This window comes from Endozoicomonas sp. ISHI1 (assembly GCF_024606225.1).
Classification (GTDB): domain Bacteria; phylum Pseudomonadota; class Gammaproteobacteria; order Pseudomonadales; family Endozoicomonadaceae; genus Endozoicomonas_A.
The window spans coordinates 18,664-37,477 of the sequence record NZ_JAGRPU010000050.1; the positions used below are offsets into that span (position 1 = coordinate 18,664).

At 47.9% G+C, this 18,814-nt stretch carries 37 protein-coding genes; 13 read left to right on the forward strand and 24 right to left on the reverse strand.

Annotated elements, in window-relative coordinates:
- The 18 genes from KBW69_RS20670 to KBW69_RS20755 all read right to left on the reverse strand — a co-directional run bounded on the left by KBW69_RS20670 (window position 1) and on the right by KBW69_RS20755 (window position 8,931).
- Entirely contained in the window at window positions 1-504 is a 504-nt protein-coding gene (locus KBW69_RS20670; protein WP_257282123.1) for a phage terminase small subunit P27 family, read from the reverse strand.
- 87 nt (window positions 505-591) lie between these two features.
- The gene (locus KBW69_RS20675) at window positions 592-963 is read right to left on the reverse strand and encodes an HNH endonuclease (RefSeq protein WP_257282124.1); all 372 of its coding nucleotides are present in this window, start codon (window positions 961-963) and stop codon (window positions 592-594) included.
- Window positions 964-979: 16 nt separating this feature from the next.
- Window positions 980-1,237 (reverse strand): hypothetical protein, encoded by a 258-nt coding sequence (locus KBW69_RS20680; protein WP_257282125.1) that lies wholly within the window; start codon window positions 1,235-1,237, stop codon window positions 980-982.
- Entirely contained in the window at window positions 1,234-1,434 is a 201-nt protein-coding gene (locus tag KBW69_RS20685; RefSeq protein WP_257282126.1) for a hypothetical protein, read from the reverse strand. Before KBW69_RS20685 ends, KBW69_RS20680 begins: the two co-directional genes overlap by 4 nt.
- Window positions 1,431-1,676 (reverse strand): hypothetical protein, encoded by a 246-nt coding sequence (locus KBW69_RS20690; protein ID WP_257282127.1) that lies wholly within the window; start codon window positions 1,674-1,676, stop codon window positions 1,431-1,433. The genes KBW69_RS20685 and KBW69_RS20690 overlap by 4 nt, the downstream gene beginning before the upstream one ends.
- Entirely contained in the window at window positions 1,673-2,152 is a 480-nt protein-coding gene (locus tag KBW69_RS20695; protein ID WP_257282128.1) for a hypothetical protein, read from the reverse strand. The genes KBW69_RS20690 and KBW69_RS20695 overlap by 4 nt, the downstream gene beginning before the upstream one ends.
- A gap of 2 nt (window positions 2,153-2,154) precedes the next feature.
- Entirely contained in the window at window positions 2,155-2,547 is a 393-nt protein-coding gene (locus KBW69_RS20700; protein WP_257282129.1) for a M15 family metallopeptidase, read from the reverse strand.
- A 206-nt stretch (window positions 2,548-2,753) separates the two neighbouring features.
- Window positions 2,754-2,996 carry a hypothetical protein gene (locus KBW69_RS20705; protein WP_257282130.1) on the reverse strand — a complete coding sequence of 81 codons (243 nt, stop codon included), beginning with the start codon at window positions 2,994-2,996 and terminating at the stop codon, window positions 2,754-2,756.
- A gap of 117 nt (window positions 2,997-3,113) precedes the next feature.
- On the reverse strand, window positions 3,114-3,683 hold the full coding sequence (locus tag KBW69_RS20710; RefSeq protein ID WP_257282131.1) for a hypothetical protein: 570 nt from the start codon (window positions 3,681-3,683) through the stop codon (window positions 3,114-3,116).
- Between the two features lie 11 nt (window positions 3,684-3,694).
- On the reverse strand, window positions 3,695-4,003 hold the full coding sequence (locus tag KBW69_RS20715; RefSeq protein WP_257282132.1) for an STAS-like domain-containing protein: 309 nt from the start codon (window positions 4,001-4,003) through the stop codon (window positions 3,695-3,697).
- Window positions 3,996-5,045: a hypothetical protein gene (locus KBW69_RS20720; RefSeq protein ID WP_257282133.1), complete on the reverse strand. Its 1,050-nt coding sequence runs from the start codon at window positions 5,043-5,045 to the stop codon at window positions 3,996-3,998. Before KBW69_RS20720 ends, KBW69_RS20715 begins: the two co-directional genes overlap by 8 nt.
- Before the next feature lie 104 nt (window positions 5,046-5,149).
- Window positions 5,150-5,746, reverse strand: coding sequence for a hypothetical protein (locus tag KBW69_RS20725; RefSeq protein WP_257282134.1), 597 nt, complete (start codon window positions 5,744-5,746; stop codon window positions 5,150-5,152).
- A gap of 26 nt (window positions 5,747-5,772) precedes the next feature.
- A complete protein-coding gene (locus tag KBW69_RS20730) occupies window positions 5,773-5,946 on the reverse strand; it encodes a hypothetical protein (protein WP_257282135.1) in 174 nt (57 codons plus the stop codon).
- Window positions 5,947-6,080: 134 nt separating this feature from the next.
- Complete coding sequence (locus KBW69_RS20735; protein WP_257282136.1) at window positions 6,081-6,557, reverse strand: hypothetical protein; 477 nt, start codon at window positions 6,555-6,557, stop codon at window positions 6,081-6,083.
- Window positions 6,554-6,793 carry a hypothetical protein gene (locus KBW69_RS20740; RefSeq protein ID WP_257282137.1) on the reverse strand — a complete coding sequence of 80 codons (240 nt, stop codon included), beginning with the start codon at window positions 6,791-6,793 and terminating at the stop codon, window positions 6,554-6,556. Before KBW69_RS20740 ends, KBW69_RS20735 begins: the two co-directional genes overlap by 4 nt.
- A 13-nt stretch (window positions 6,794-6,806) precedes the next feature.
- On the reverse strand, window positions 6,807-7,505 hold the full coding sequence (locus KBW69_RS20745) for a phage regulatory protein/antirepressor Ant (protein WP_257282138.1): 699 nt from the start codon (window positions 7,503-7,505) through the stop codon (window positions 6,807-6,809).
- Window positions 7,506-7,525: 20 nt separating this feature from the next.
- On the reverse strand, window positions 7,526-8,545 hold the full coding sequence (locus KBW69_RS20750) for a hypothetical protein (RefSeq protein ID WP_257282139.1): 1,020 nt from the start codon (window positions 8,543-8,545) through the stop codon (window positions 7,526-7,528).
- Between the two features lie 152 nt (window positions 8,546-8,697).
- Complete coding sequence (locus KBW69_RS20755; RefSeq protein WP_257282140.1) at window positions 8,698-8,931, reverse strand: hypothetical protein; 234 nt, start codon at window positions 8,929-8,931, stop codon at window positions 8,698-8,700.
- A gap of 142 nt (window positions 8,932-9,073) precedes the next feature.
- Between KBW69_RS20755 and KBW69_RS20760 the strand changes: the two genes are divergently transcribed.
- The gene (locus tag KBW69_RS20760) at window positions 9,074-9,562 is read left to right on the forward strand and encodes a helix-turn-helix domain-containing protein (protein WP_257282141.1); all 489 of its coding nucleotides are present in this window, start codon (window positions 9,074-9,076) and stop codon (window positions 9,560-9,562) included.
- A gap of 66 nt (window positions 9,563-9,628) precedes the next feature.
- On the opposite strand, the gene KBW69_RS20765 is transcribed toward KBW69_RS20760, so the two are convergent.
- The 3 genes from KBW69_RS20765 to KBW69_RS20775 form a co-directional block, all read right to left on the reverse strand.
- Complete coding sequence (locus KBW69_RS20765) at window positions 9,629-9,916, reverse strand: addiction module antidote protein (protein WP_257282142.1); 288 nt, start codon at window positions 9,914-9,916, stop codon at window positions 9,629-9,631.
- A complete protein-coding gene (locus KBW69_RS20770; protein WP_257282143.1) occupies window positions 9,913-10,215 on the reverse strand; it encodes a type II toxin-antitoxin system RelE/ParE family toxin in 303 nt (100 codons plus the stop codon). The genes KBW69_RS20765 and KBW69_RS20770 overlap by 4 nt, the downstream gene beginning before the upstream one ends.
- Window positions 10,216-10,325: 110 nt before the next feature.
- Window positions 10,326-10,811, reverse strand: a complete 486-nt coding sequence (locus KBW69_RS20775) for a hypothetical protein (RefSeq protein ID WP_257282144.1) — start codon at window positions 10,809-10,811, stop codon at window positions 10,326-10,328.
- 198 nt (window positions 10,812-11,009) lie between these two features.
- On the opposite strand from KBW69_RS20775, the gene KBW69_RS20780 reads away from it, so the two are divergent.
- Genes KBW69_RS20780 through KBW69_RS20800 form a run of 5 tightly spaced genes read left to right on the forward strand, consistent with a single transcriptional unit; the run spans window position 11,010 to window position 13,083 of the window.
- The gene (locus tag KBW69_RS20780; RefSeq protein ID WP_257282145.1) at window positions 11,010-11,372 is read left to right on the forward strand and encodes a response regulator transcription factor; all 363 of its coding nucleotides are present in this window, start codon (window positions 11,010-11,012) and stop codon (window positions 11,370-11,372) included.
- A gap of 9 nt (window positions 11,373-11,381) precedes the next feature.
- Window positions 11,382-11,816 carry a hypothetical protein gene (locus KBW69_RS20785; protein ID WP_257282146.1) on the forward strand — a complete coding sequence of 145 codons (435 nt, stop codon included), beginning with the start codon at window positions 11,382-11,384 and terminating at the stop codon, window positions 11,814-11,816.
- Entirely contained in the window at window positions 11,773-11,940 is a 168-nt protein-coding gene (locus KBW69_RS20790; RefSeq protein WP_257282147.1) for a hypothetical protein, read from the forward strand. Before KBW69_RS20785 ends, KBW69_RS20790 begins: the two co-directional genes overlap by 44 nt.
- Window positions 11,940-12,131, forward strand: a complete 192-nt coding sequence (locus tag KBW69_RS20795; protein WP_257282148.1) for a hypothetical protein — start codon at window positions 11,940-11,942, stop codon at window positions 12,129-12,131. The genes KBW69_RS20790 and KBW69_RS20795 overlap by 1 nt, the downstream gene beginning before the upstream one ends.
- A gap of 10 nt (window positions 12,132-12,141) precedes the next feature.
- Window positions 12,142-13,083 (forward strand): recombination-associated protein RdgC, encoded by a 942-nt coding sequence (locus tag KBW69_RS20800; protein ID WP_257282149.1) that lies wholly within the window; start codon window positions 12,142-12,144, stop codon window positions 13,081-13,083.
- A 4-nt stretch (window positions 13,084-13,087) separates the two neighbouring features.
- On the opposite strand, the gene KBW69_RS20805 is transcribed toward KBW69_RS20800, so the two are convergent.
- Genes KBW69_RS20805 through KBW69_RS20815 form a run of 3 tightly spaced genes read right to left on the reverse strand, consistent with a single transcriptional unit; the run spans window position 13,088 to window position 14,065 of the window.
- On the reverse strand, window positions 13,088-13,363 hold the full coding sequence (locus KBW69_RS20805) for a BrnA antitoxin family protein (protein WP_257282150.1): 276 nt from the start codon (window positions 13,361-13,363) through the stop codon (window positions 13,088-13,090).
- Window positions 13,364-13,409: 46 nt separating this feature from the next.
- On the reverse strand, window positions 13,410-13,742 hold the full coding sequence (locus KBW69_RS20810) for a type II toxin-antitoxin system HicB family antitoxin (protein WP_257282151.1): 333 nt from the start codon (window positions 13,740-13,742) through the stop codon (window positions 13,410-13,412).
- Window positions 13,739-14,065 (reverse strand): type II toxin-antitoxin system HicA family toxin, encoded by a 327-nt coding sequence (locus KBW69_RS20815; RefSeq protein ID WP_257282152.1) that lies wholly within the window; start codon window positions 14,063-14,065, stop codon window positions 13,739-13,741. The genes KBW69_RS20810 and KBW69_RS20815 overlap by 4 nt, the downstream gene beginning before the upstream one ends.
- Here KBW69_RS20815 and KBW69_RS20820 point away from each other — a divergent pair.
- The 7 genes from KBW69_RS20820 (at window position 14,049) to KBW69_RS20850 (ending at window position 18,674) form a co-directional block, all read left to right on the forward strand.
- Window positions 14,049-15,008 (forward strand): BRO family protein, encoded by a 960-nt coding sequence (locus KBW69_RS20820; RefSeq protein ID WP_257282153.1) that lies wholly within the window; start codon window positions 14,049-14,051, stop codon window positions 15,006-15,008. The genes KBW69_RS20815 and KBW69_RS20820 overlap by 17 nt on opposite strands.
- Window positions 15,005-15,187 carry a hypothetical protein gene (locus KBW69_RS20825; protein WP_257282154.1) on the forward strand — a complete coding sequence of 61 codons (183 nt, stop codon included), beginning with the start codon at window positions 15,005-15,007 and terminating at the stop codon, window positions 15,185-15,187. The genes KBW69_RS20820 and KBW69_RS20825 overlap by 4 nt, the downstream gene beginning before the upstream one ends.
- Window positions 15,188-15,266: 79 nt before the next feature.
- Complete coding sequence (locus KBW69_RS20830) at window positions 15,267-15,524, forward strand: hypothetical protein (protein WP_257282155.1); 258 nt, start codon at window positions 15,267-15,269, stop codon at window positions 15,522-15,524.
- Between the two features lie 76 nt (window positions 15,525-15,600).
- Window positions 15,601-15,894, forward strand: coding sequence for a hypothetical protein (locus KBW69_RS20835; RefSeq protein WP_257282156.1), 294 nt, complete (start codon window positions 15,601-15,603; stop codon window positions 15,892-15,894).
- Between the two features lie 124 nt (window positions 15,895-16,018).
- Window positions 16,019-17,254 carry a phosphoadenosine phosphosulfate reductase family protein gene (locus KBW69_RS20840; protein WP_257282157.1) on the forward strand — a complete coding sequence of 412 codons (1,236 nt, stop codon included), beginning with the start codon at window positions 16,019-16,021 and terminating at the stop codon, window positions 17,252-17,254.
- Between the two features lie 20 nt (window positions 17,255-17,274).
- Complete coding sequence (locus KBW69_RS20845; RefSeq protein WP_257282158.1) at window positions 17,275-17,523, forward strand: hypothetical protein; 249 nt, start codon at window positions 17,275-17,277, stop codon at window positions 17,521-17,523.
- A 14-nt stretch (window positions 17,524-17,537) separates the two neighbouring features.
- Window positions 17,538-18,674 (forward strand): tyrosine-type recombinase/integrase, encoded by a 1,137-nt coding sequence (locus KBW69_RS20850; protein WP_257282159.1) that lies wholly within the window; start codon window positions 17,538-17,540, stop codon window positions 18,672-18,674.
- Window positions 18,675-18,814 lie beyond the last annotated feature (140 nt).

The following is an 18,814-nucleotide window of genomic DNA, read 5'->3' on the forward strand; positions in this document are numbered from 1 at the left end:
CTATTTTTTCGCCTGAAGCAACTTGGAAAATGGATTCTCTTTTTTCTCTGGGCCTGCTCCGATCAGTCTTTGACGGCTGGCAGGATCTAAACCAAGCAGAGCACCAAAGCTGGAAACCTGTTTCATGGTTTCGTTGGCTACGGTACAGGCTGGGTTTTTGTAGCGTTTTTCTTTGATGTTGCCTTCCGGATCCATCATGGTATCAATGAGGGTGACGCCTAATTCTGCTATTTCAATCTGAGCCTGACGCCAGTTTGAGTATGCAATACAGAACATTTCCAGATTATGCAGATCAGTGGCAGAAAGAATTTTCTGACCACACAATTCAGGACAAACTGTATTCCACATTCCTACCGCCATATCATCCAGCCATTCCGGAGCTTCGGCATTGTTGATACTGGTGAACTGCGGCTCATCCTGCTTTACATGACGACTGCCCGATGCTTTTTTTTGCGCATTGGGTTTCGGTTTCCGACCTTGCCCGGGTGCTCGATTTCCAGCCACAAATCACCAAATCGGATTTTTTAATTTTGTACACATAAAAATTTACCTGGGGCGGCGGTCACTGTGGGAAAGGGTGTAGGGATTCGCCTACCCCCTCCCTTGTCTGTTGCGCTCTGTGGCGGTCTTTTGTTTGTGACATTGGGGGCAGATCGCCTCAAGGTTTGAGTCGCTGTCGTCGCCTCCATGCGCCTTAGCTTTGATGTGATCGACGATGTTTGCTGCTGTGAGAATGCCTTTTCTCATGCAGGACTGGCATAGGTAGCTGTCACGTTCGAGTATTCTTTTTCGAATCTTGCGCCAGTCAGAACCATAACCACGCTGAGTCGTGTTGCCTTTCTTCTTTTGCCACTGCTGCCAGGTTCCATCAGTTTTCTGGTGCTTCGCACAGTAGCCGGATCGGTCTGTGGTGGTACCCGGACATCCGGGCTTGCGGCAGGCTCTCTTTAGTCGTGCAGGCATACAGTAATATCAAGACTCAGGCACCACATACCACAACAGTGGTATCTGCATCGGAAGTTAATTCCAGATGCACCACCGGAGTGGGGATCTCAACAATCGTTGGTCCTGTTGCGGTTCCCAGTTCCTTGGGTGTCAGGCTGGAGTCAAGCGTTCCTTTGATGGTGACTGTACCGGTTTCGACCTCCAGAAAGTGCTGCCTTGGAACAGTGAAATTGTTGTCATCAACACGCTGAGGGGTATTAGCTTTCAACTGCAGAACTTGTCGGTAGATCATGGTAATGAATCCGTTGCTGACCAATGTTCGGGTAGGGTGTAATTAATGGTCTGATAATACTCGTCACATGCGATCAAAATACGGTTCAGCTCATTTTCATCAATAAAAACAGGTCTAACAGTAACCGTCAGCGCTTTTACGCTGCTAACGGAAACCGGAGCAGCACGAGGAACGAATAAGTAAGATTGAACGCTCATAGCTGATCCTTACTTCTCGTCCGCTGCCTGCGCTCCCGAATAATGCCGAGAGAGATATTAATCACCAGTCCGACCACGCCGACTACTGCAAGAATATCCGACACATACAACTGAAACGATCCATCCATCATCTGCACCAATGTTGCATCGCTAAAGCTTCTGGCAGTTGCAGAGTTCTGCAATGAAATACCTGTGCCGACCGCGCCGCCAGTAATTGCGGTGATAGTGTGTGGTTCTGTCATTGTTTTTTACTCTGGCCAGCCCATTGCCCGAGTCTGCTTTCAATGACACTACGCAGCATACGACGAAACCCGAATGTATCTACATAGATCAAAGCCAGAGCCACCAGATACCAGTCAGGTGCTATTTGCAACGCATTGAATCCAGACATTACAGCGTTAGTCAGATCACCGGCCACATAAACTGATTGAGTAAAAACTAGCTCAAACAAGGGTGCTGTAAATAGAAGCAGTAAGGGCATAGTGGTGATGATCAACAGGTAATCATCTTTAATACCTCGATGCTGAAAGCTGAGTTGGTCCAGACTGATCGCCGAACCATCGCCCTGTTCTGCCCTGCGAATCTGACTTTCAATACGGGCTTGTTTCAATCGATGCTGAGCACTGATCTCAATACTCTTGAGGCTGGCTTTCTGTTTTGAATGCGCTGACCAGGCATTGATGCCTGTTGATATGAGTGCAGTGATAGCAGCGAACATAATCAGTCCATTAACTCAAAATGAGGCATATCAGAAAAGGTTTCATCGCTGGAGCGGTTATCCATGTCCCAATCGCCACCCCAGCGAATCTTGATACCCAGATCATCAGCCACCGCTCTTACATAGCCCGCAAAGTGTGCAAAATATTCGCGGTCTTCCCAATCAATGGGATAAGGAGCAACATCTACCGCAATAGACGGAATAGTGTTGTGCTTGCTTTGACCAAAGCGAGCTTGACTTTTGCCTTCCCTGAACGCCTTCTCTTGTTCTTCCTTGCCACGATGACCACAGATAATCGAACAATCGAAGCGCTCTACCACCTTGTTCATCAGACGTTGTAGATCAGGATGGCAAGTTTCCAGTCTGGCTATTGATGTTTTTGAGAATGAAGGCATAAGTTTGTTCAGGTAGAAATTAAATTCGTAAGGCTGCTTGATGCGTTAATGGCTCGCCAGACCAAACTATTCCCCGCCTCCACGATTGCAGCTCATAACTGCAAGGCTTCACAGGCTAGATACGGGACAAGTCGCCTTTATATCCCCGGTTTTCATTTCAGACCGAGTAACTGGTTGCGGTTCAGGTATTCCCGCTCATCGCACAACTAACCATACTCCATGGGTAAAGGACGAAAGCCCTGTGCAGAGGACGTTGATTCAGACAAACAGCGGGAATAGGTAATAGAGAACTTCTCGGAATCCTGAGAAAAGTGCTTTTCAGGATAAGAACATGCCGGAAAAGGATACACAGTCTCAGCCACCTGTTTTGACTGAGATAACTCCAGATTGAAGTCTTCCACATAAGCTAAACCGGCCACCAGCATCAACAGAAGAATTACATAGCGCATCTCCACCTCATCTGGTTTGCAGATCTTCAAACAGGCATAAAAAAACCCCGCTCAACGAATTGGGCGAGGTTTGTCTACGATAGAAATAGGATGCTGAATCTGTAATCAGAAGTCAAGTTATGCAGGTGAGAAGAGCCACTTTAGAATCATAACCGCGCCAAGCATCAGCGCAACAATCAAAAATGTTATGATCTTGGAGATATGTGAATCCAAAAAGGTTGAAACGCGACTGAAGATAGTAGGTGAAAACTTTGAGGTATATGCCTGCTCTAAGGCTTCAACTATATCCCCGCAGTGCTCAGAAATATTGATAACCTTTTCTTCACCTGTTTCTTCCGAAAGATCAATCTCACCCGATAACAAAGCCCTGAGCGAAGATAAAAGGTCAACATCGATGAAGCTGCATAACAACCTATTTTTAATTTGCTCGAGTCTCATTTCAACCAGACTTACAAGCTGGTTTGCCCTTGACTCAAAGAATTCTGCAGAATGAATTACGTCTTGCTTCAGGAAGTGAGATTCGGTTAGTTTGACCAGATCAGTCAAGATACTTTCAATCTTGTCACACGCGTGCCTTACCTCGTTTCGCTTGGCTGCTGCTCGCAAGTTATACGAAGCAACCAGCCAGCCGAGAAAAGCAGAAAAAATATTTGATAGAATAAGGTATGTAAAGTTGACGTTTGACACAAACACTCCAGTCAGGCTGCAGCCTCTATCCTATCCCAAGCTAGAGCTACCACAGATTCTAACAAGTCATGTTTGATGACCAAGTGCTGACGCAAAAATTCGACAGGGAATTTATACTTCCTGACAAGCCCACCGAAGGCCTCGTCTATGAAGCTAGGTCCGTATCGGTTATACCCTGTCAGATCCACAATCACATCCTGATTCTGCTTCAGGTGCTTGACAAGATAATCATCCCTGAACTCTTCACCGCTCCTACCCTCAGCGGTCTTCTTATAACGGCCAAAAGGTCTTGGGTGAAAGTCATTCACAACATTAATCACGATGCTCATCTCTTAGCCTAATATTCCATTGAACTATGGTACCGTTAATGGAATTGTGCGAATCTTTGGCGGAGTATACTTCACCTCCAAGCCTGCAGTAAATTCCACTATTTGAGAAAATCCATAACGTACCGGTTTTATTCTTCTCTACTAAATCGAGTATAGTCGGCCCTCCAAGCCCTCTCTCACGCTGCTGCGTTGCTGTCTCACCTTTTCTCAGAGACGCCTTAATCCATTCAGCATCCGAATTTCGATCAACCAATTTACTTAAAACCTCAGGTGTTGCCTTCATGGCATCGCGAAACCAGCTTTTTTTCGGAAGAGTTTTCGGGATCCCTACACCTCTATCCATTATGGCGAGATATAGCTCATCATTAACCACCTCACAGATCATCCACCACTGCATATCAGCAAATCTCTTAAGATCCTTTAGATCTGGATAAGCATGATCAAGGACATTAGTCACGGCCTCTGAGACTGCAGCACCAAACCGATTCTCTTCTTCGGGTGTAAAACCATTTTCCATGACCTCTTGACCAATATAATCAAGCACTTCTTCCCACTTGTCACTGGATTCTTTAGAACAGTTCGCGGAGACTATAGGCAAACTATCTGTACTTTTCACCTCCTGCATGAGAGAAAGCTGCCAGAGGCCAGAAGATTTCAAAGCCTTTACCAAACCTTGTTCAATACTTGACCTTAAGAATCGAATTGGATGGTGGGCATCAGACTGTTGAGTTTGCTCAATGACAGAATACAAAAGCAAAGCAACGGGGGCGGCAATTCTATCACATTTGGAAAAGTCGATTTGTACTCTTTCTTTTCGAGATAGTGTCAGTAACCTGTCAAAAAAATCACATGTTTTTCTATGATTGCTTTTATGGTAAAGGCACAGCTCAACAGGAGCGTTGACTGTTCTATAAATGGAATGATGTCTCTCCAGTTCCCTTATCTTCCTTCGCCCTGCCTTTTTTGCTCTCTTTCTGTGAAGTACATAATCACTATATAAACGATGTTCTTTAGTATATTTTTTGACAGACATAAAGCGAGCAACCAGTCCAAACTTAGCCGTCAGCAGTCTAACATATATCCTTGGACATTACTTTCAGGGCCCCTGACACCAGACAATCTTCGACTTCCACGTCACTAAATAACCTCCTCCAGCGCTTTTAATTTAACCACCACTCCTGCCACCAGCGGCAAAATCTGCCGATCCAGCTCATCAAAAAGACGCCAAGCGTACGACTGCCACCTCTCATAATCACGTTTCCAGTTTTGCCGGTGAATGCTGGCTTCTTTTTGTATGTCGCTGTCAGAGTATTGGTGTTGACCTGTGGTGGTAAAATGGCGGTAGTTGAGCGCAGTGTATGCCACTACATCACGAATTTTGCTGCTGACTGCTTCGCTGAACGGTTTCTTCCTGTACTCAAGCTCATATTCCAGCAGCCTGATGCCTACTTCCTGATTCAACCACTCAAAGAAACGCCCCTGCTCAGGAAGGTATTCAGCAACCCGGGGACCATGACACCAGACGGCCCAATCTTGCAGATGGGGTTGAAGTTCTGCCAGGGCAAGAAGGATTAGGCCAGATTCACACTCATCTACATGCTGCCAGTTTCTGTCTTTATAGCCTCTACTGGATTTAAAGTCGGCAGTGAGCATTCTATGAACATCAAGCCCTTTATTTTTGAAGCCAAGCGCATAGGCATCATGGATTGCCTGACTGGCCGATTTGAATTGCATGCTCCCTTCCCCCCAATCCCGATGATTCAATCTTTTCTCGACTTCCCCGGATACACTCTTCGCTCTTCCGGTATCTGCCTCCAAAGCTCGCTGTTCTCTTTTCTCAGGAACTCGTTAAGTCGCTTTTCTTCTATGAGCTTAATCATCAACTGTCTGATAATTTCATTACTTGGCAGCGCTTTCCCTGTCTCAGCATCCACCAGCCCTGCACCTTCACACTGAACACACGTGTTGAAAGAGCCACATATCCCCTTTACCTGCCCGTGATCACAAAAAGGAGAATTGCACTTCTTGAGCAGTCGTTTTTGAATACGATGGCTTTTACCCCGCTCAATCAATGGGGCACCTCTGACGGGCGGACGATCAACTTTCCCTGCAAGACACCGTGAATAGCCAACATGGCAGCATCCCGATTATCTTCGTTACTTCTACCTTCCCAGCCTGTCAGTAGCCTGAAGTAATCAGCGTTTTTCTTGGCATGCTTAGCGTGACCCGTGAGGGGCCTCATCATGGTGAACAGGCAATCCTGTTCGGTTAGATATTCAGCAATCAGTCGGGCGACGCCTTTCACCATTCCGACGTTCTGGGCAATCCTGAGATTTGCCTGAGCGTTCACCTTCCGATCAAAGACGGGTTTATTGATTTCCACATCTTCAAGAACGAACACGGCTTGAGGATGGGCTTTTATAAAGCCCCTGAGTTCTGAAAAATTCAGGTTCTTCAGGTCAGTGAGAACTCCATCCTTAACAACAGCGACCCCACTCTTTACCAGATCCGGATCGATGCCCACCACTAACGGATATTTCGTCATGCTGCCCCCCACGGCATCATCAGCACCTGATTGACTCGATCTTCACCGACTTGTTCAAGAACACATCGTTGCTCTTGTTCCTTACGAATCTTTCCCAGGTAACCAGTCACTGTTCTCTGGGGTATACCGGTAATGCTCGCAATCTGAGAACTGGAAAAGCCCTCATGCAAATGCAGCCTCCTGATAAGTTCCCTTTTCTGCTGGCGCTTTTTATCCAGCTTTCTGCAACCTGCCATAGTCTTCACTCCCTCAGCCGGCTAACTCAGCCTGAACTTCATTCCAAAGTTGAGTAATGCCCTGAACCCCTTCCGGCTTGATCTTGCATTGCTCATAGGTGTAACCGTTCATGGTGCTGGTACCGGCATAGCACTCAAACCAGTCCATGTATTTTACGGTGGGCAAGTCCTGACACTTCATCTTGACCCCCGATTCCCTCAGAAACTGATTCAGAGCCACGGCAGTTATCCCCAGAGATTTGGCAACCTGTGTCGTACTTCTCAGATCAGATCGATAGGGCTTGACCACAGGCTGATGTTGAACCTGACGAATGACACGACCAGTGCCTTCCAATGCCTTGATCGACCGCTTCTGTTGCTCAACCTGTTGAGCCAGTCGAGCCATTTGTTCTTGCAGTTCAAGCAGTGCAGGCTGACCGCTCCCTTTCTCCAAATCCATCCAACGATCCACCAGCTGCGCAGTAAACTGCGGTGTCAATCTGGCCACCAGAATGACGGAATCCCTGAAGTTCAAACGATGAACCGGGTAGTGCTGCTGGTTCTGCGGGTGTTGTTCCTGGGTCTCCTCAGATTGAGTAACCCCCATTTCCACCAGCTGTCGTGCCGTTCTCAGCACATTGTCGTGTCTCATGCCGCACAGCTGGGCAATCTCACGGCTGCTCATGGTCTGGCTGGCGTCGTTCAGCGAATGGATACTCAGTGCGGTGGTCATCATCCTGCTCCGTGTTCAGCTCAAGCAGCCCATCGGGCCAGTAAGCTTTCCCGATGAGATTCAAGACAGCTGTCCGCTTCCTGAATAAACCCATGGGCGTTGTCATCCCAGTCCTGAATCAGCTCATGCCATACCGAGACCTCATCCGCTGAGTGATCCGGTTGCATCAGGAAACGGTCAACACTGGCCCGCTGGGCAGTGAGAAAATTATTCAGGGTCTCTTGGCAATACCCACCCTCCAGACCAAACTGGCCCAATCGTTCAGCGAATGTTTGGGTGCTGGCTGACCCTTTGCTGTGTTTGTCTTCCATGAATCTCAGGAACCAGTACAGGTACGGGTGGCAATCGAGGATCAGGTGAGAACCAAAAACACCAGGCACACCGTCGGGCGACTCGTGCGCGTCATCAGAATCAGTATCAGAAATATCTGTATTACTCTCTGTTGTATTCTCTGTAAGAGAGTCTGCTGGATCCTGCAATCTTGATTGTCGAATCCTGCAATCTTGATTGTCGGATTCTGCAAACTGCTGTTTTTCCTGCAAAAAGTCTTGATTGTCGGATTCTGCAATCTGTTGATTTTCTTGGTTTTTTTCCTGATCTAAAGCAGGCTCTGAAAGACGGCTCTCAGGGCAGTTTGTTGAATCCTGCATTCTTGTTTGTTGAATCCTGCATTCTTGATTGTCGGATTCTGCAAACTGTTGTTTTTCAATGGTTTTATATAAAAGGAGATTCAGCTGATTTTTGTTCACCCGGTACCACAATCGGGCAGGATTACCCTTTCGGATCTCTTCCAGTACACCCGCCTTTTTTAACTCTTTTCGGGCTCTTTCCTGCTCTGAACGTTTGAGCATGGTTTGCTCGTGCCACTCATCCTGTGACGTATAAAACCACCCTCCTTCATGTTGTGAACGATCGGACCAATACACCGCCTGACTCAGAAACAGTCCACCAGCAGCAGACCCTGCAATCACAGCGTAAGGACGCTGGAAGGCAATGGGCCTGCTTAATAACTGACTGAGATCCGGCAATGCAATGTTCATGTCCCTGTCTGACATCAGACAACCCCCCATTTGCATTCCAACGCTTTTCTTCCCATAATTGAATCTCCTGCATGAAAGCCTCGGTTAGCCGCCAAAGCTAGTGGCCGGGGCTTTCATCTCCCTTATTCGTTTTCTTGTTCCACTCTGGTGCCCTAATGAACCCGCTTGCCTTTCCTCTCCCGGGCCTGTTCTCGAAGCACAATCGCCTTGAACTTACCGTTGCTTTTCAGCTCAATTACATCTGCCATCGGGCCTGAAACGTAGCCGCGTTTTTTCCAGATGGTTACGTATTGCCGACAACAGCCAAGCGCTTCAGCCGTTCTACTGATAGCCCCCCGCCCTTTACCTCCAAAGTGCTTAATAATCTGGTCTACCGTGACTGTCATAGCTGCTTCTTAGTCTCCATTTGCTTAAATGTTAATATTTTATTTACCGTAAGATCAATAACTACGCCGAAAGAAGTATAGAAGTAATTTATTATTTCGGTGACGATTAGTTACCATTTAGGCAAAATCTAAGGGATTGAAATTGCTGGTATACACCTTGGAAACACTTGGAGAACGACTATCTCACGCCAGAGCCACAGCTAAAGAGAGAGGTACGCCATGTAAAGCGAGCAAGGTGACACAAGGCGATGTTGCTAACGTTGTGGGCATGACCAGGCAGGGCATAGTCAGAATAGAGAAGAACGTTAACGGTACTTCTAATGAAAAGCTGGAGAAGATTGCTACATTTCTGAATGTTAACCCTATATGGCTTATCACTGGAAAGGGCAGCATGACTGAAGCGGATGAAGCCGTCATCTCAGAAGCGCTCGAATTGGCAAACAAACATATCTCCCAACACAGCAGCGCCTATGAGGTAAAGAACGACTCCGATCTGATCGGCCAGATTTCTGCCATTCATGCACTGACGGGCCAGATCCTGAAAAATGCTGACTGTGGCCGAAACAATAAAACCTTGCTGTCGATGCTTGAACAGGCGATTACGGAATACCTATCGCAATCACAAGCTTGAGAAGGCAAATTGCTGGCTCATTGGGCGTTTGCGGTCTATGCAAAGGCCACCAGCCGGTTAGAGAGGTCAGGTAGCTTTAGGTGTCAGTGTAAGCCCCAGTGCTTGTGTGAGGGCAATAATAGTCTTGAGGGTAGGGTTCCCCTGCTCACTAAAGCTTTTGCATAGCTGTTCTCTGGAAAGGCCAGTCTGCTCTGCAATGGCCGTCATTCCCCTGGCTCTGGCAGCCACACCAAAAGCATGAGCTATATAGGCGGCGTCATTTGTCTTAAACGCTTCAGCCATAAAATATTCAACCGCCTCAGGAGTAGTTAGGTCGTCTGCCGGGTCATAATCGTAGAGTTCTACTTTCTTCATGACTGTTCCTCTATTAGCTTCACCAATTCTTTCGCCATCTTGATGTCTCGTTGCTGGGTGGCTTTATCACCCCCGCAAAGCAAGATGAACAAATACTTGCCCTGCTGTTTGTAGTAAACCCGGTAACCTTTTCCAATGTGGATCCGCAACTCACTAACACCCATGCCGACCGGCTTAGCATCACCCGACTGACCGAAGGCAAGCCGGTCAATTCGGGCAGCTATGGCGGACCTTGCACGCTGATCTTTGAGCCCTGTCATCCATTTTGCAAACTGTTTCGTCTTCTGAACTTTAAGCATGGTCCTAACGGTCTCTGGTCACGTCGTCTCACCCAGAAGGATCGGTTGATTTATAAATTTTACGATATCCATATCTAAATTGTCGCTCTGGGTGGCCACTACCAAGAGCATTAAATCCTTTTCAGAATTTCATCCAGCTTGCTGTCCATATACCCTACTTTTTCCTCGATTCGTACCTGCCCCACTTTTAAATCCTTAATATCCACCTCCATTCTATCCTGCCGCTCCTCCATTCTCTCCTGGCGCTCTTCCATTCTCTCCTGCCGAGCCTCCATCCGATCCTGTCGCACTTCCATCCGATCTTGCCGCTGATTCAGAAACGTCATGCCGCTCATGATCCCCTGAATCTGTTTATGCTGCTCCATCTGCACATTACCGATATGGATAATGTGCTCATCAATCCGGCCCAACGCCTGACCCACGACCTCATTAATCTGGCGGCTCAACCGTTGTTCGAAATGCTCAAACATTCGTGTCATCTCCCGTCGGTAGCCGTCTACCATAGCACAAACCTCACTACTGGCCCTGATGGCCAGCTCCTGTTCTGTACCTGCTTGTTCAAGGGCTTCAGTCAGTATCGGTAACTTTATCCGCATTGAGTATACACCTGCTCGTAAATCTTTTTTTGATCAGTGAGCTTGGAAAGATAGAGCATAAATTGCCTGTGAGCCGGCTTTCGAATAAAAAAAAGAAATATATTGTTAACTTTTATGCTTGCTTTTGAATCCTGATCTCGCTATAAATGTAAATATATTATTACCAAATAAAGTTATAAAACATTGACAGACAAGCGTATGAAAAGGATTCACTGGCAACACAACCCCAACCACCAGCTCACCAAAAGAGAAACCGAGTCGGTGGCCAGAGCTGCAGAAGGCGACAGCCACAAAGAAGCAGCCAGAGAGATGAACTGCGCACCCACGACCGTCAAGCGCTTCTGGCTCACCGCCACAGAAAAAACAGGCGCCCGTAACCGCTGCGAGCTGGTGGCCATAGCGATTCATCAAGGTTGGATCACACCGCTCTGCATCCTGCTCTGTCTGCTCAGTCTGGGAAAAATGGACAGCATGCGCCGCCCTCCCCGTCCACCGGCCGTGAGAATGGCAAGAGCTGGACGCTCAAGAGAGCTGCATGAACTGGCTGGAATACGGACATAGGGAAACACGATGACCACAGAAAACAGAAGCGAAATGATTCAGCGTTTGCAGGAATGGGCTCAATCAAATTCCTATACATTCTCAATCATTAATGAAAAATCACAGCTATTTAAAAGCGAATACGAAAAGTATCGTAGTTTTGTTAAAGCGCTCAGCGATACCTCGGACAATCAGCCAATCTGCACGACCACTCTGAACGAGATTGAAAGACAGTTGACGGTACTGGCAGATGGGGCTCACTGGAAAGCCGGCAAAGATCTTGACGACATCAGGAACGGCAACATTACCAGTGAAACTCACCGCGATATCCACGACAGAATTGATTGCCTGCAAAGACTCATTGAATTAAGAAACCACGTGCTGTGGTTAATCGAAACCAATAACAACAAGGACCAGAATCATGGGAAAGATAACAGCCAAGAGCTTTCAGGAGTTGCTGGATGAAATCAGGGAACTGCACGACTGCGGCATGGTTGCCCGCTGGAGCTGCAAAAAGCGTGAAAGCGACTGGGTTGCAACGGGCTTTGTCCGACACAAGGCCCACCAGCCTGAACCAGAAACCTGTTAGTGGGCTGTGTATCGGCCAGCCACAGAAAAAAGACCACTGCCGTCATTGTGGCGGTACAGGTCAGGAACAGATACCCACCTGCTGCCGACACTGCTGGCCCGGTAAACGCTGAACGCTTTTTGATGCAATGGCTTGAAGAACAGGAAGCCAACGAAATTCAAGCCGTTATTGAGAGACTCTGGAAAGAATAAGGAATACCCAGTGAAATACCAAAACATCCTGTTTAAAAATCTGGTGATTTACCGCTTCACCCAACCGTTTGACCTATCGGCAACAGAGCTGGAAGAAAAGCTCAAAGCCAGAACCGCCAGAAATTGCGATTCTCAAGAGTTCAGTACTTACGGTTTCAGTCCCGCTCTTGCTAACGGCACATCAGCTCTGGTTCATGAATATGGCAACTGCCTTCTGATTCGTGCCACCAAGGAAGAGAAGATACTGCCCTCTTCCGTCATCAGGGACCGACTTGAAGAGCGTATAGAAGAAATTGAGACTCTGGAATGTCGCCAGGTATACAGCAAAGAACGTCGCTCTTTGAAAGACGACATTATCATGGAACTTCTGCACAAAGCTTTCACCCGCCAGAAAGAAACACTGGCCTACATCGACAAAGATAAAGGCTGGCTGTTGGTGGACGCTTCATCGTTCAAGCCAGCAGAAGAGATCACCAGTGCCCTGCGTGAATGCTTGGGCAGCCTGCCCATTGTGCTACCTGCCACGAAGAACCTGCCTTGTCATGTTCTGACTGAGTGGCTGAACTACCAGACACCGGCTAAAGGCTTTGCGATCAGTTACAACTGCACACTGCGTGAGCCCGGTGACGATGCCGCCACCATTACGGCACGTAATGAAGACCTCACCGGTAGTATAGCGATCGGTGAACATCTGGCAGCAGGCAAAATGGTCAGCAAACTGTCTGTTGACTGGCAAGAGGCTTTCAGTTGCCAGCTGCATGAAGATTTCAGGGTATCCCAGATTCGTTATCACGGAATTTTTCAGGATGAGCAGGACAGCCGGGAGGCAGACACTGCGGAAGAACAGGCATTCCATGATTACCAGGTGATGACCTACTTCTTCAGGTGCTTTCTGGAGGATTGGACCCACGCCTTTGGTGGTCTGGAGTCTCATCAGAGTAAGCCAGCATGAACCGCTACCCTGAATGTCTGACCACATATTCACGCAAGGCGTCGTCCACACGGGTCTGCCAGCCTTTGCCAGTGGCTCGGAAAAATTCAACCACCTCGGGTGACAGCCGGATAGTAATCCGCTCCTTGGTCTCTTCGGCCTTGGGTCGCCCCACTGGGCGTAATTGCTTGAACTCCTCGTCAGTAAGTTCATATGTGTCAGGGTCAGAGGCAATGCCTGCATTGATAGCCGCATCTTCTTCATCAGTGGGCCATATAGTGCCCGGTCTAAGCTTCGGCATAGCGTTTAATCTCCCGTTTATTGGCTTTAGGCAGGGAAACAAAATTTCAAGCATGGGCAGCTTTGCCCAGCACCTCTGTCGCCCACTGATTGATGCTTTTTCCATTAACATCGGCGGCTGCAATGACAGCAGCGTGGACTTCGGGTGGAACCCGGAGCATCAGCTTACCAGAGCAGGGCTTTTGAGCAGGCCTGCCAGTCTCTTCACTGATGGCGATGTAGTTATCCACAGCCTCATGAAACGCTTGCTCCAACTCATCCACAGTGGAGCCATGAAAGCCAACAATATCCTGAATGCCCGCCAGGTGGCCGACAAAAATACGGTCGTCACCGTCAAACTCAACGCGAGCCAGGTAGCCACGGTATTTCATTTTATTCATGGTGTTATCCCTGCCTGTTGCAAAAATCGTCGGGCGTCTTTCACTCGATACCTTAACGCCGCCTTGTCTGGATGGGGTCTGTGGAAATCAGCCCTGATCCCGTTTAGAACAAAACTGACCGATGAGCCTTCACGCTCGGTTTTCTTCGCTCCCAAGGCCAGTAACAAAGCCTCTATCCTTCGCCATTCGAGGTTGCCATTGACCGGATCGCCAAAGACCGCCTCGAGGGTTTTACGATGCTTATTGTTCATGAAAAGAATGATAGCACTTTTTGCAATCACTACAACAAGAGCCGCAACCACAAACTTGACACCCTCGTCCACCAGCCGCTATTCTCAGGGGGTGCTGGCAAAATCCGGCACCGGGATTGGTACCCCGTTTATCTTGCAGGCGCATAAGTCGCCCTTTCCTATCGCGGCTTTTTTTGTGCGTAACGCTTTGCCCTACCTGTTTGTGGTGGGTCGAGTGGGGCAGCCTTCGGGCTGGCCGGATTCCTGTGAGACCGGTAGTACCAACCCTGCTCGATCCGCCTCCATTATGAGATTGGTACCTCTGGGAGGCGGTCATAAGATCATCTCACAGGAGGCTACTATGCCTGATTCACTCTTGCCCGCTCGCCTTGAGTTTGAGGGAACAGAACTTACCATCGTTGACCATAAAGGTCGCCCTTGTCTTTCAGCTACAGACTTATCTCGTGCCCTCGGTTATAGCCGAAGCGATGCCGTAAGCAAAATATACGACCGAAACCAAGACGAGTTTTCCGAAGAAATGACCTTGATAGTCAAATTGACTACCAAGGGTGTTGTCACAGGAAACACCGAGAACCCCAGTTTGGGGGTCTCGAATAACTTGCAAAAAACAGTTCGGATTTTCTCCCCCCGTGGCTGCCACCTGATCGCCATGTTCGCCAGAACCCCAAAAGCCAAAGCGTTCAGAAAATGGGTACTGGATGTGCTCGACCACCTGACCGACACACCGGCAAAAGATTTTGATTCCGTCAGCTTTGGTCGTGAGGCACTGGCCGTATGGAACCCGGTCACACAAAAAGGCGAGTTCAGCAACGACTACTTTCTCAGCAGTCACTTCCGACAGATCCGGCTGTTGCCAAAGCTGTTTGCTTTTCTCCAGCAGCAAGGCCTGCCCATCGAGGGCGCCATCATCGAATACAACGCCCTGTGTGAGCACTTCTCCGACAGCATGGAGGCGTGGCAGATCCACATCTGCAAAATCGAAGCCCTTAACGAGATAGCGAGAAGGAAGATATGAACAATAACGAGCACCGCACCGTTGAGCAGAAGGCAGCCTTGAGAGCCCGTATCCAGAAGCAGGTGGATGAGTTTTTGAAAGCGGGTGGGGTTATTGAGCAGCAACCGGGCTTTGAGTCCAAGCGGCCTGACCGATCTGTGAGTGGGTATGTGAGTCAGTATGATGTTTATAACACCTAACCGCTGGAGCTGACGGGCTGCCGAAGGCAGTCCCAGACAAGCGAGTTGTTAGGTGCATTGCACGAACACAGGATTAATTATGCAAACCGAACTCCCCGGAATCGGCCAGCAGAAAGTAACCCTAGCTGACTGGAAAAACGAAAACGAGATTTTCACTCATAAAGCCAGAGGCTTAACTCCGGAAGAGTTGCCGTGGTCAGCATGGAGTGAAATAGAAGACCCGTCGGATTATATCAGTACTCATGATCCGGAAAGCATGGGTTATGGAAGCTCAGAGAAAGAAGCAATTTTAAACCTCTGTGCAAAAGAAGGACGTAAACCACCATTCTGGTGGTAGCACCTAACCCCTGCAACAGCGGCAGCGGTACGCTGTCCGATGCTTGCTGTTGTTATCTGATAATGAGAGGCGCTCAATGGATTTATTTGATACCCCACAAGATGGATGGCCTAACACCTATTTTGAAACAAAGGAGCGCAGAGTCAGGGCTGTAGGTCAAGCAGCGGTTATGCAAGTTAATGGCTGTGTTGATAAGGTGTGTCAGCCACACCGAGAAAAGCGACTACTCGATCAGCTCTGCGGTAAAGAAGTTGCTGTAGTCACCAGAGAAACTACCAAAGGCGAGTGGGGCGAAGTACAAATTAAACCTTGTGAGCGAGAATGGTTTATGTCGCAGGGCGATACACTGAGCGTCATGGTTAGCAGATAACACAGTATTAGACCTCACGTGAGTTCTAATATCATTAACAACCGTACCAGTTAGCCCTTCAAAAGGGATTAAAACACAGTAAACAAAAAATCAGCTCATTAAGCTGAGGGGGTTCTTTTGCGCTATGGAAAAAGAAAGTAAAAAACAAGGCTCAATTTTCGAGGGCTTCTCAAAGCGCCTCAACATGAATGAAGCCATTGAAATGACCAAACAGTCACTGCAAGCCTACGGCGAGACCCACCAGCATTGGGGGATTGCCTGGAGCGGTGGCAAAGACAGCTCAGCCACTCTCACGCTGATTATCTGGATGATTGAAACCGGCATGATCCAAGGCCCCAAAAAGCTGACCGTGTTCTATGCCGACACCCGCATGGAGTTACCACCACTTTCCATTGCTGCTTACCAGATCATTGAGGATCTGAAAGAAAGAGGCATCGAGGTCAATATCGTCATGGCTCCCATGGATAAGCGCTTCATGGTTTACATGTTGGGCCGTGGTGTTCCTCCACCCAATAACAACACCCTGCGTTGGTGTACCCGGCAAATCAAAATAGACCCGATGCAAGACGCACTGGCGCAATCACTGTCCACCAGCGACTACGACGGAAACATTCTAATGATCACGGGCGTACGTCAGGGAGAAAGCGCCATTCGTGACCAGCGAATTATCATGAGCTGCGGCAAAGATGGTGCTGAATGTGGTCAGGGCTGGTACCAGGAAGTATTACCCAACGCCAAAGGCATCAGAGGGAGGGTGGCCACGCTTGCCCCTCTCCTGCACTGGCGTGTCTGTCACATCTGGGCATGGTTAAAGAACTGGGCGCCGCAGGTACAGTTTGGAGACTGGCCAACAGCCGCTATTGCTGACGCTTATGGTGGTGATGAAGCTGAAGAGCTCAGCGCGCGCACAGGTTGTGTAGGATGCCCTCTTGCACAGGAAGACAAAGCGCTGGATACGATACTCGCTATGGAGCAATGGAACTACCTGACTCCATTGAAGCGCCTGCGATCAATTTATCGGGAACTCAGAGAACCACATAACCGACTACGCAAGCCCGGCACCGACCGAAACAAAGACGGATCACTGGAAACCAACCCACAACGCATGGGACCACTGACACTGGAAGCCAGACAGTGGGCACTGAAAGAAATACTGAACATTCAAGAAGAGGTGAATGAAGAAGCCCTTTTTCAGAACCGCCGTTCTATCAGCATAATCAACGAACAGGAGGAGGTGAGGATCAGGGATCTGATAGAGGCAAAGACATGGCCAAACAAGTGGCGGGGTGATGAGCCAAGGGCTGATGAGGCTATGGATTTGATAATGGCTGAAGGGATTGTTCAGCCGTTATTGGTGTGAAGCATTTAGGAAAAACAGCAATGAACAAAGAAACTTTAAAATCAAATGTCATTACTCAGGCAACGGTCAATGTACCCAAAATGCTTGAAGTAGCAGAATTCAAGCAAATTCGATATCCGGGTAAGAGACCCTGTCTCAACACACTCAAAAAATGGATAAGAGAAGGTATTCTACAAGGTGAAATCAGGGGTGGTATGTATTTCGTCGACTTGTCAGCAGAGCTGATGAGTACTGGCGACGATCTACTGAATGAAATGCTGGGACTTTGAGTAGAGGTTGTGTCGTGGGCAGGAAGAGAAAAAAGAACAACCAGGGACTTGAACCAAACCTGTATTCGGATGGAGATGCTTTCGTTTATCGCAATCCTGTGACAGGTAAAAGGACACGCATTAAACGATCTCGAAGTGAAGCGAATAGTCTGGCTCGCAAAGCCAATACAAGGCTGGTGAATAGTTCTGATAACACTCTCTTTCTTAACATGATCAGTTCTGACTCGATTCTGTTGAAAAAAGTCTGCAAGGACTTCTATGAAGATATTATCGAAAAAGGAAAAAACAAAGCTTCAACCAAGCGACAAAAGCGCTATAAGCTGAAGAAATTCGTGAAAGATCTTGGCGAACAACCCATTGACACCTTCACAGTAAAACAGCTCTCAAGCTATCTTGATGATAACTTTGTTAATGACGCATATATAGCTCACCGCGCCATACTCATAGATGTTTTCAAATACGCAAAGGCCAAAGGCTACTACGAAGGGGAAAACCCAGCGGCAGAAACACTGGAAAAAAGTCGTGACAAGAAAGCCAGAAAGCGGCACACCTGGAAAGGCCTTCAAAAGATTATTCAACATTCAGAACCTTGGTTAAGAAGAGCAATCTTGATTGCCCTGTATTCTCTGCAAAGAAGGGACGATCTGGTTAATTTGCTGAAAAATCAAATTGACGGTGATTGTATTTTATTGAAGCAAGAAAAATCTGAAGGAGAACAGTTTGACAAGCCTGTATACCTGAAAATAAAAATGAGTGAAGAATTCAAAAGCGTTGTTCAGGAATGCCTGGGCGAACCCGTGTTAACGCCGTATCTGATTCACTACAAACCGAAGTCTCGCAGACGTGATCAGATGAACTCAAAACCACACTGGACTTATGTCACACCGGACCATCTAACCAAGTCATTTGCAAAAGCCCGAAAAGCAGCCAATGCATATCCTCACCTCAAGCGAGAAGAACAGCCGACATTTCACGAGATCAGGGCGCTGGGAGCATGGATTTATGAATTTAGAGCAGGATTCAGCCACGAATATGTTCAGATGCTGATGGGTCACTCTACTGGAAAAATGACAACAGAATATCAGGAGGGGCACGAAATCAGATACGAGTCTGTAGAAGCTGGACTGAGCTTGAAAGGTTTGGAAATTTGATCGTTTTTTTTCGATTTTTTTACGATTTTTTTACGACGCAAAAAAAGCCCACTGTGAAAAAATGGGCTTTTCTTTAGTGAAATCAATCACTTATATGGTAGGCGGTACTGGAGTCGAACCAGCGACCTTTACGATGTCAA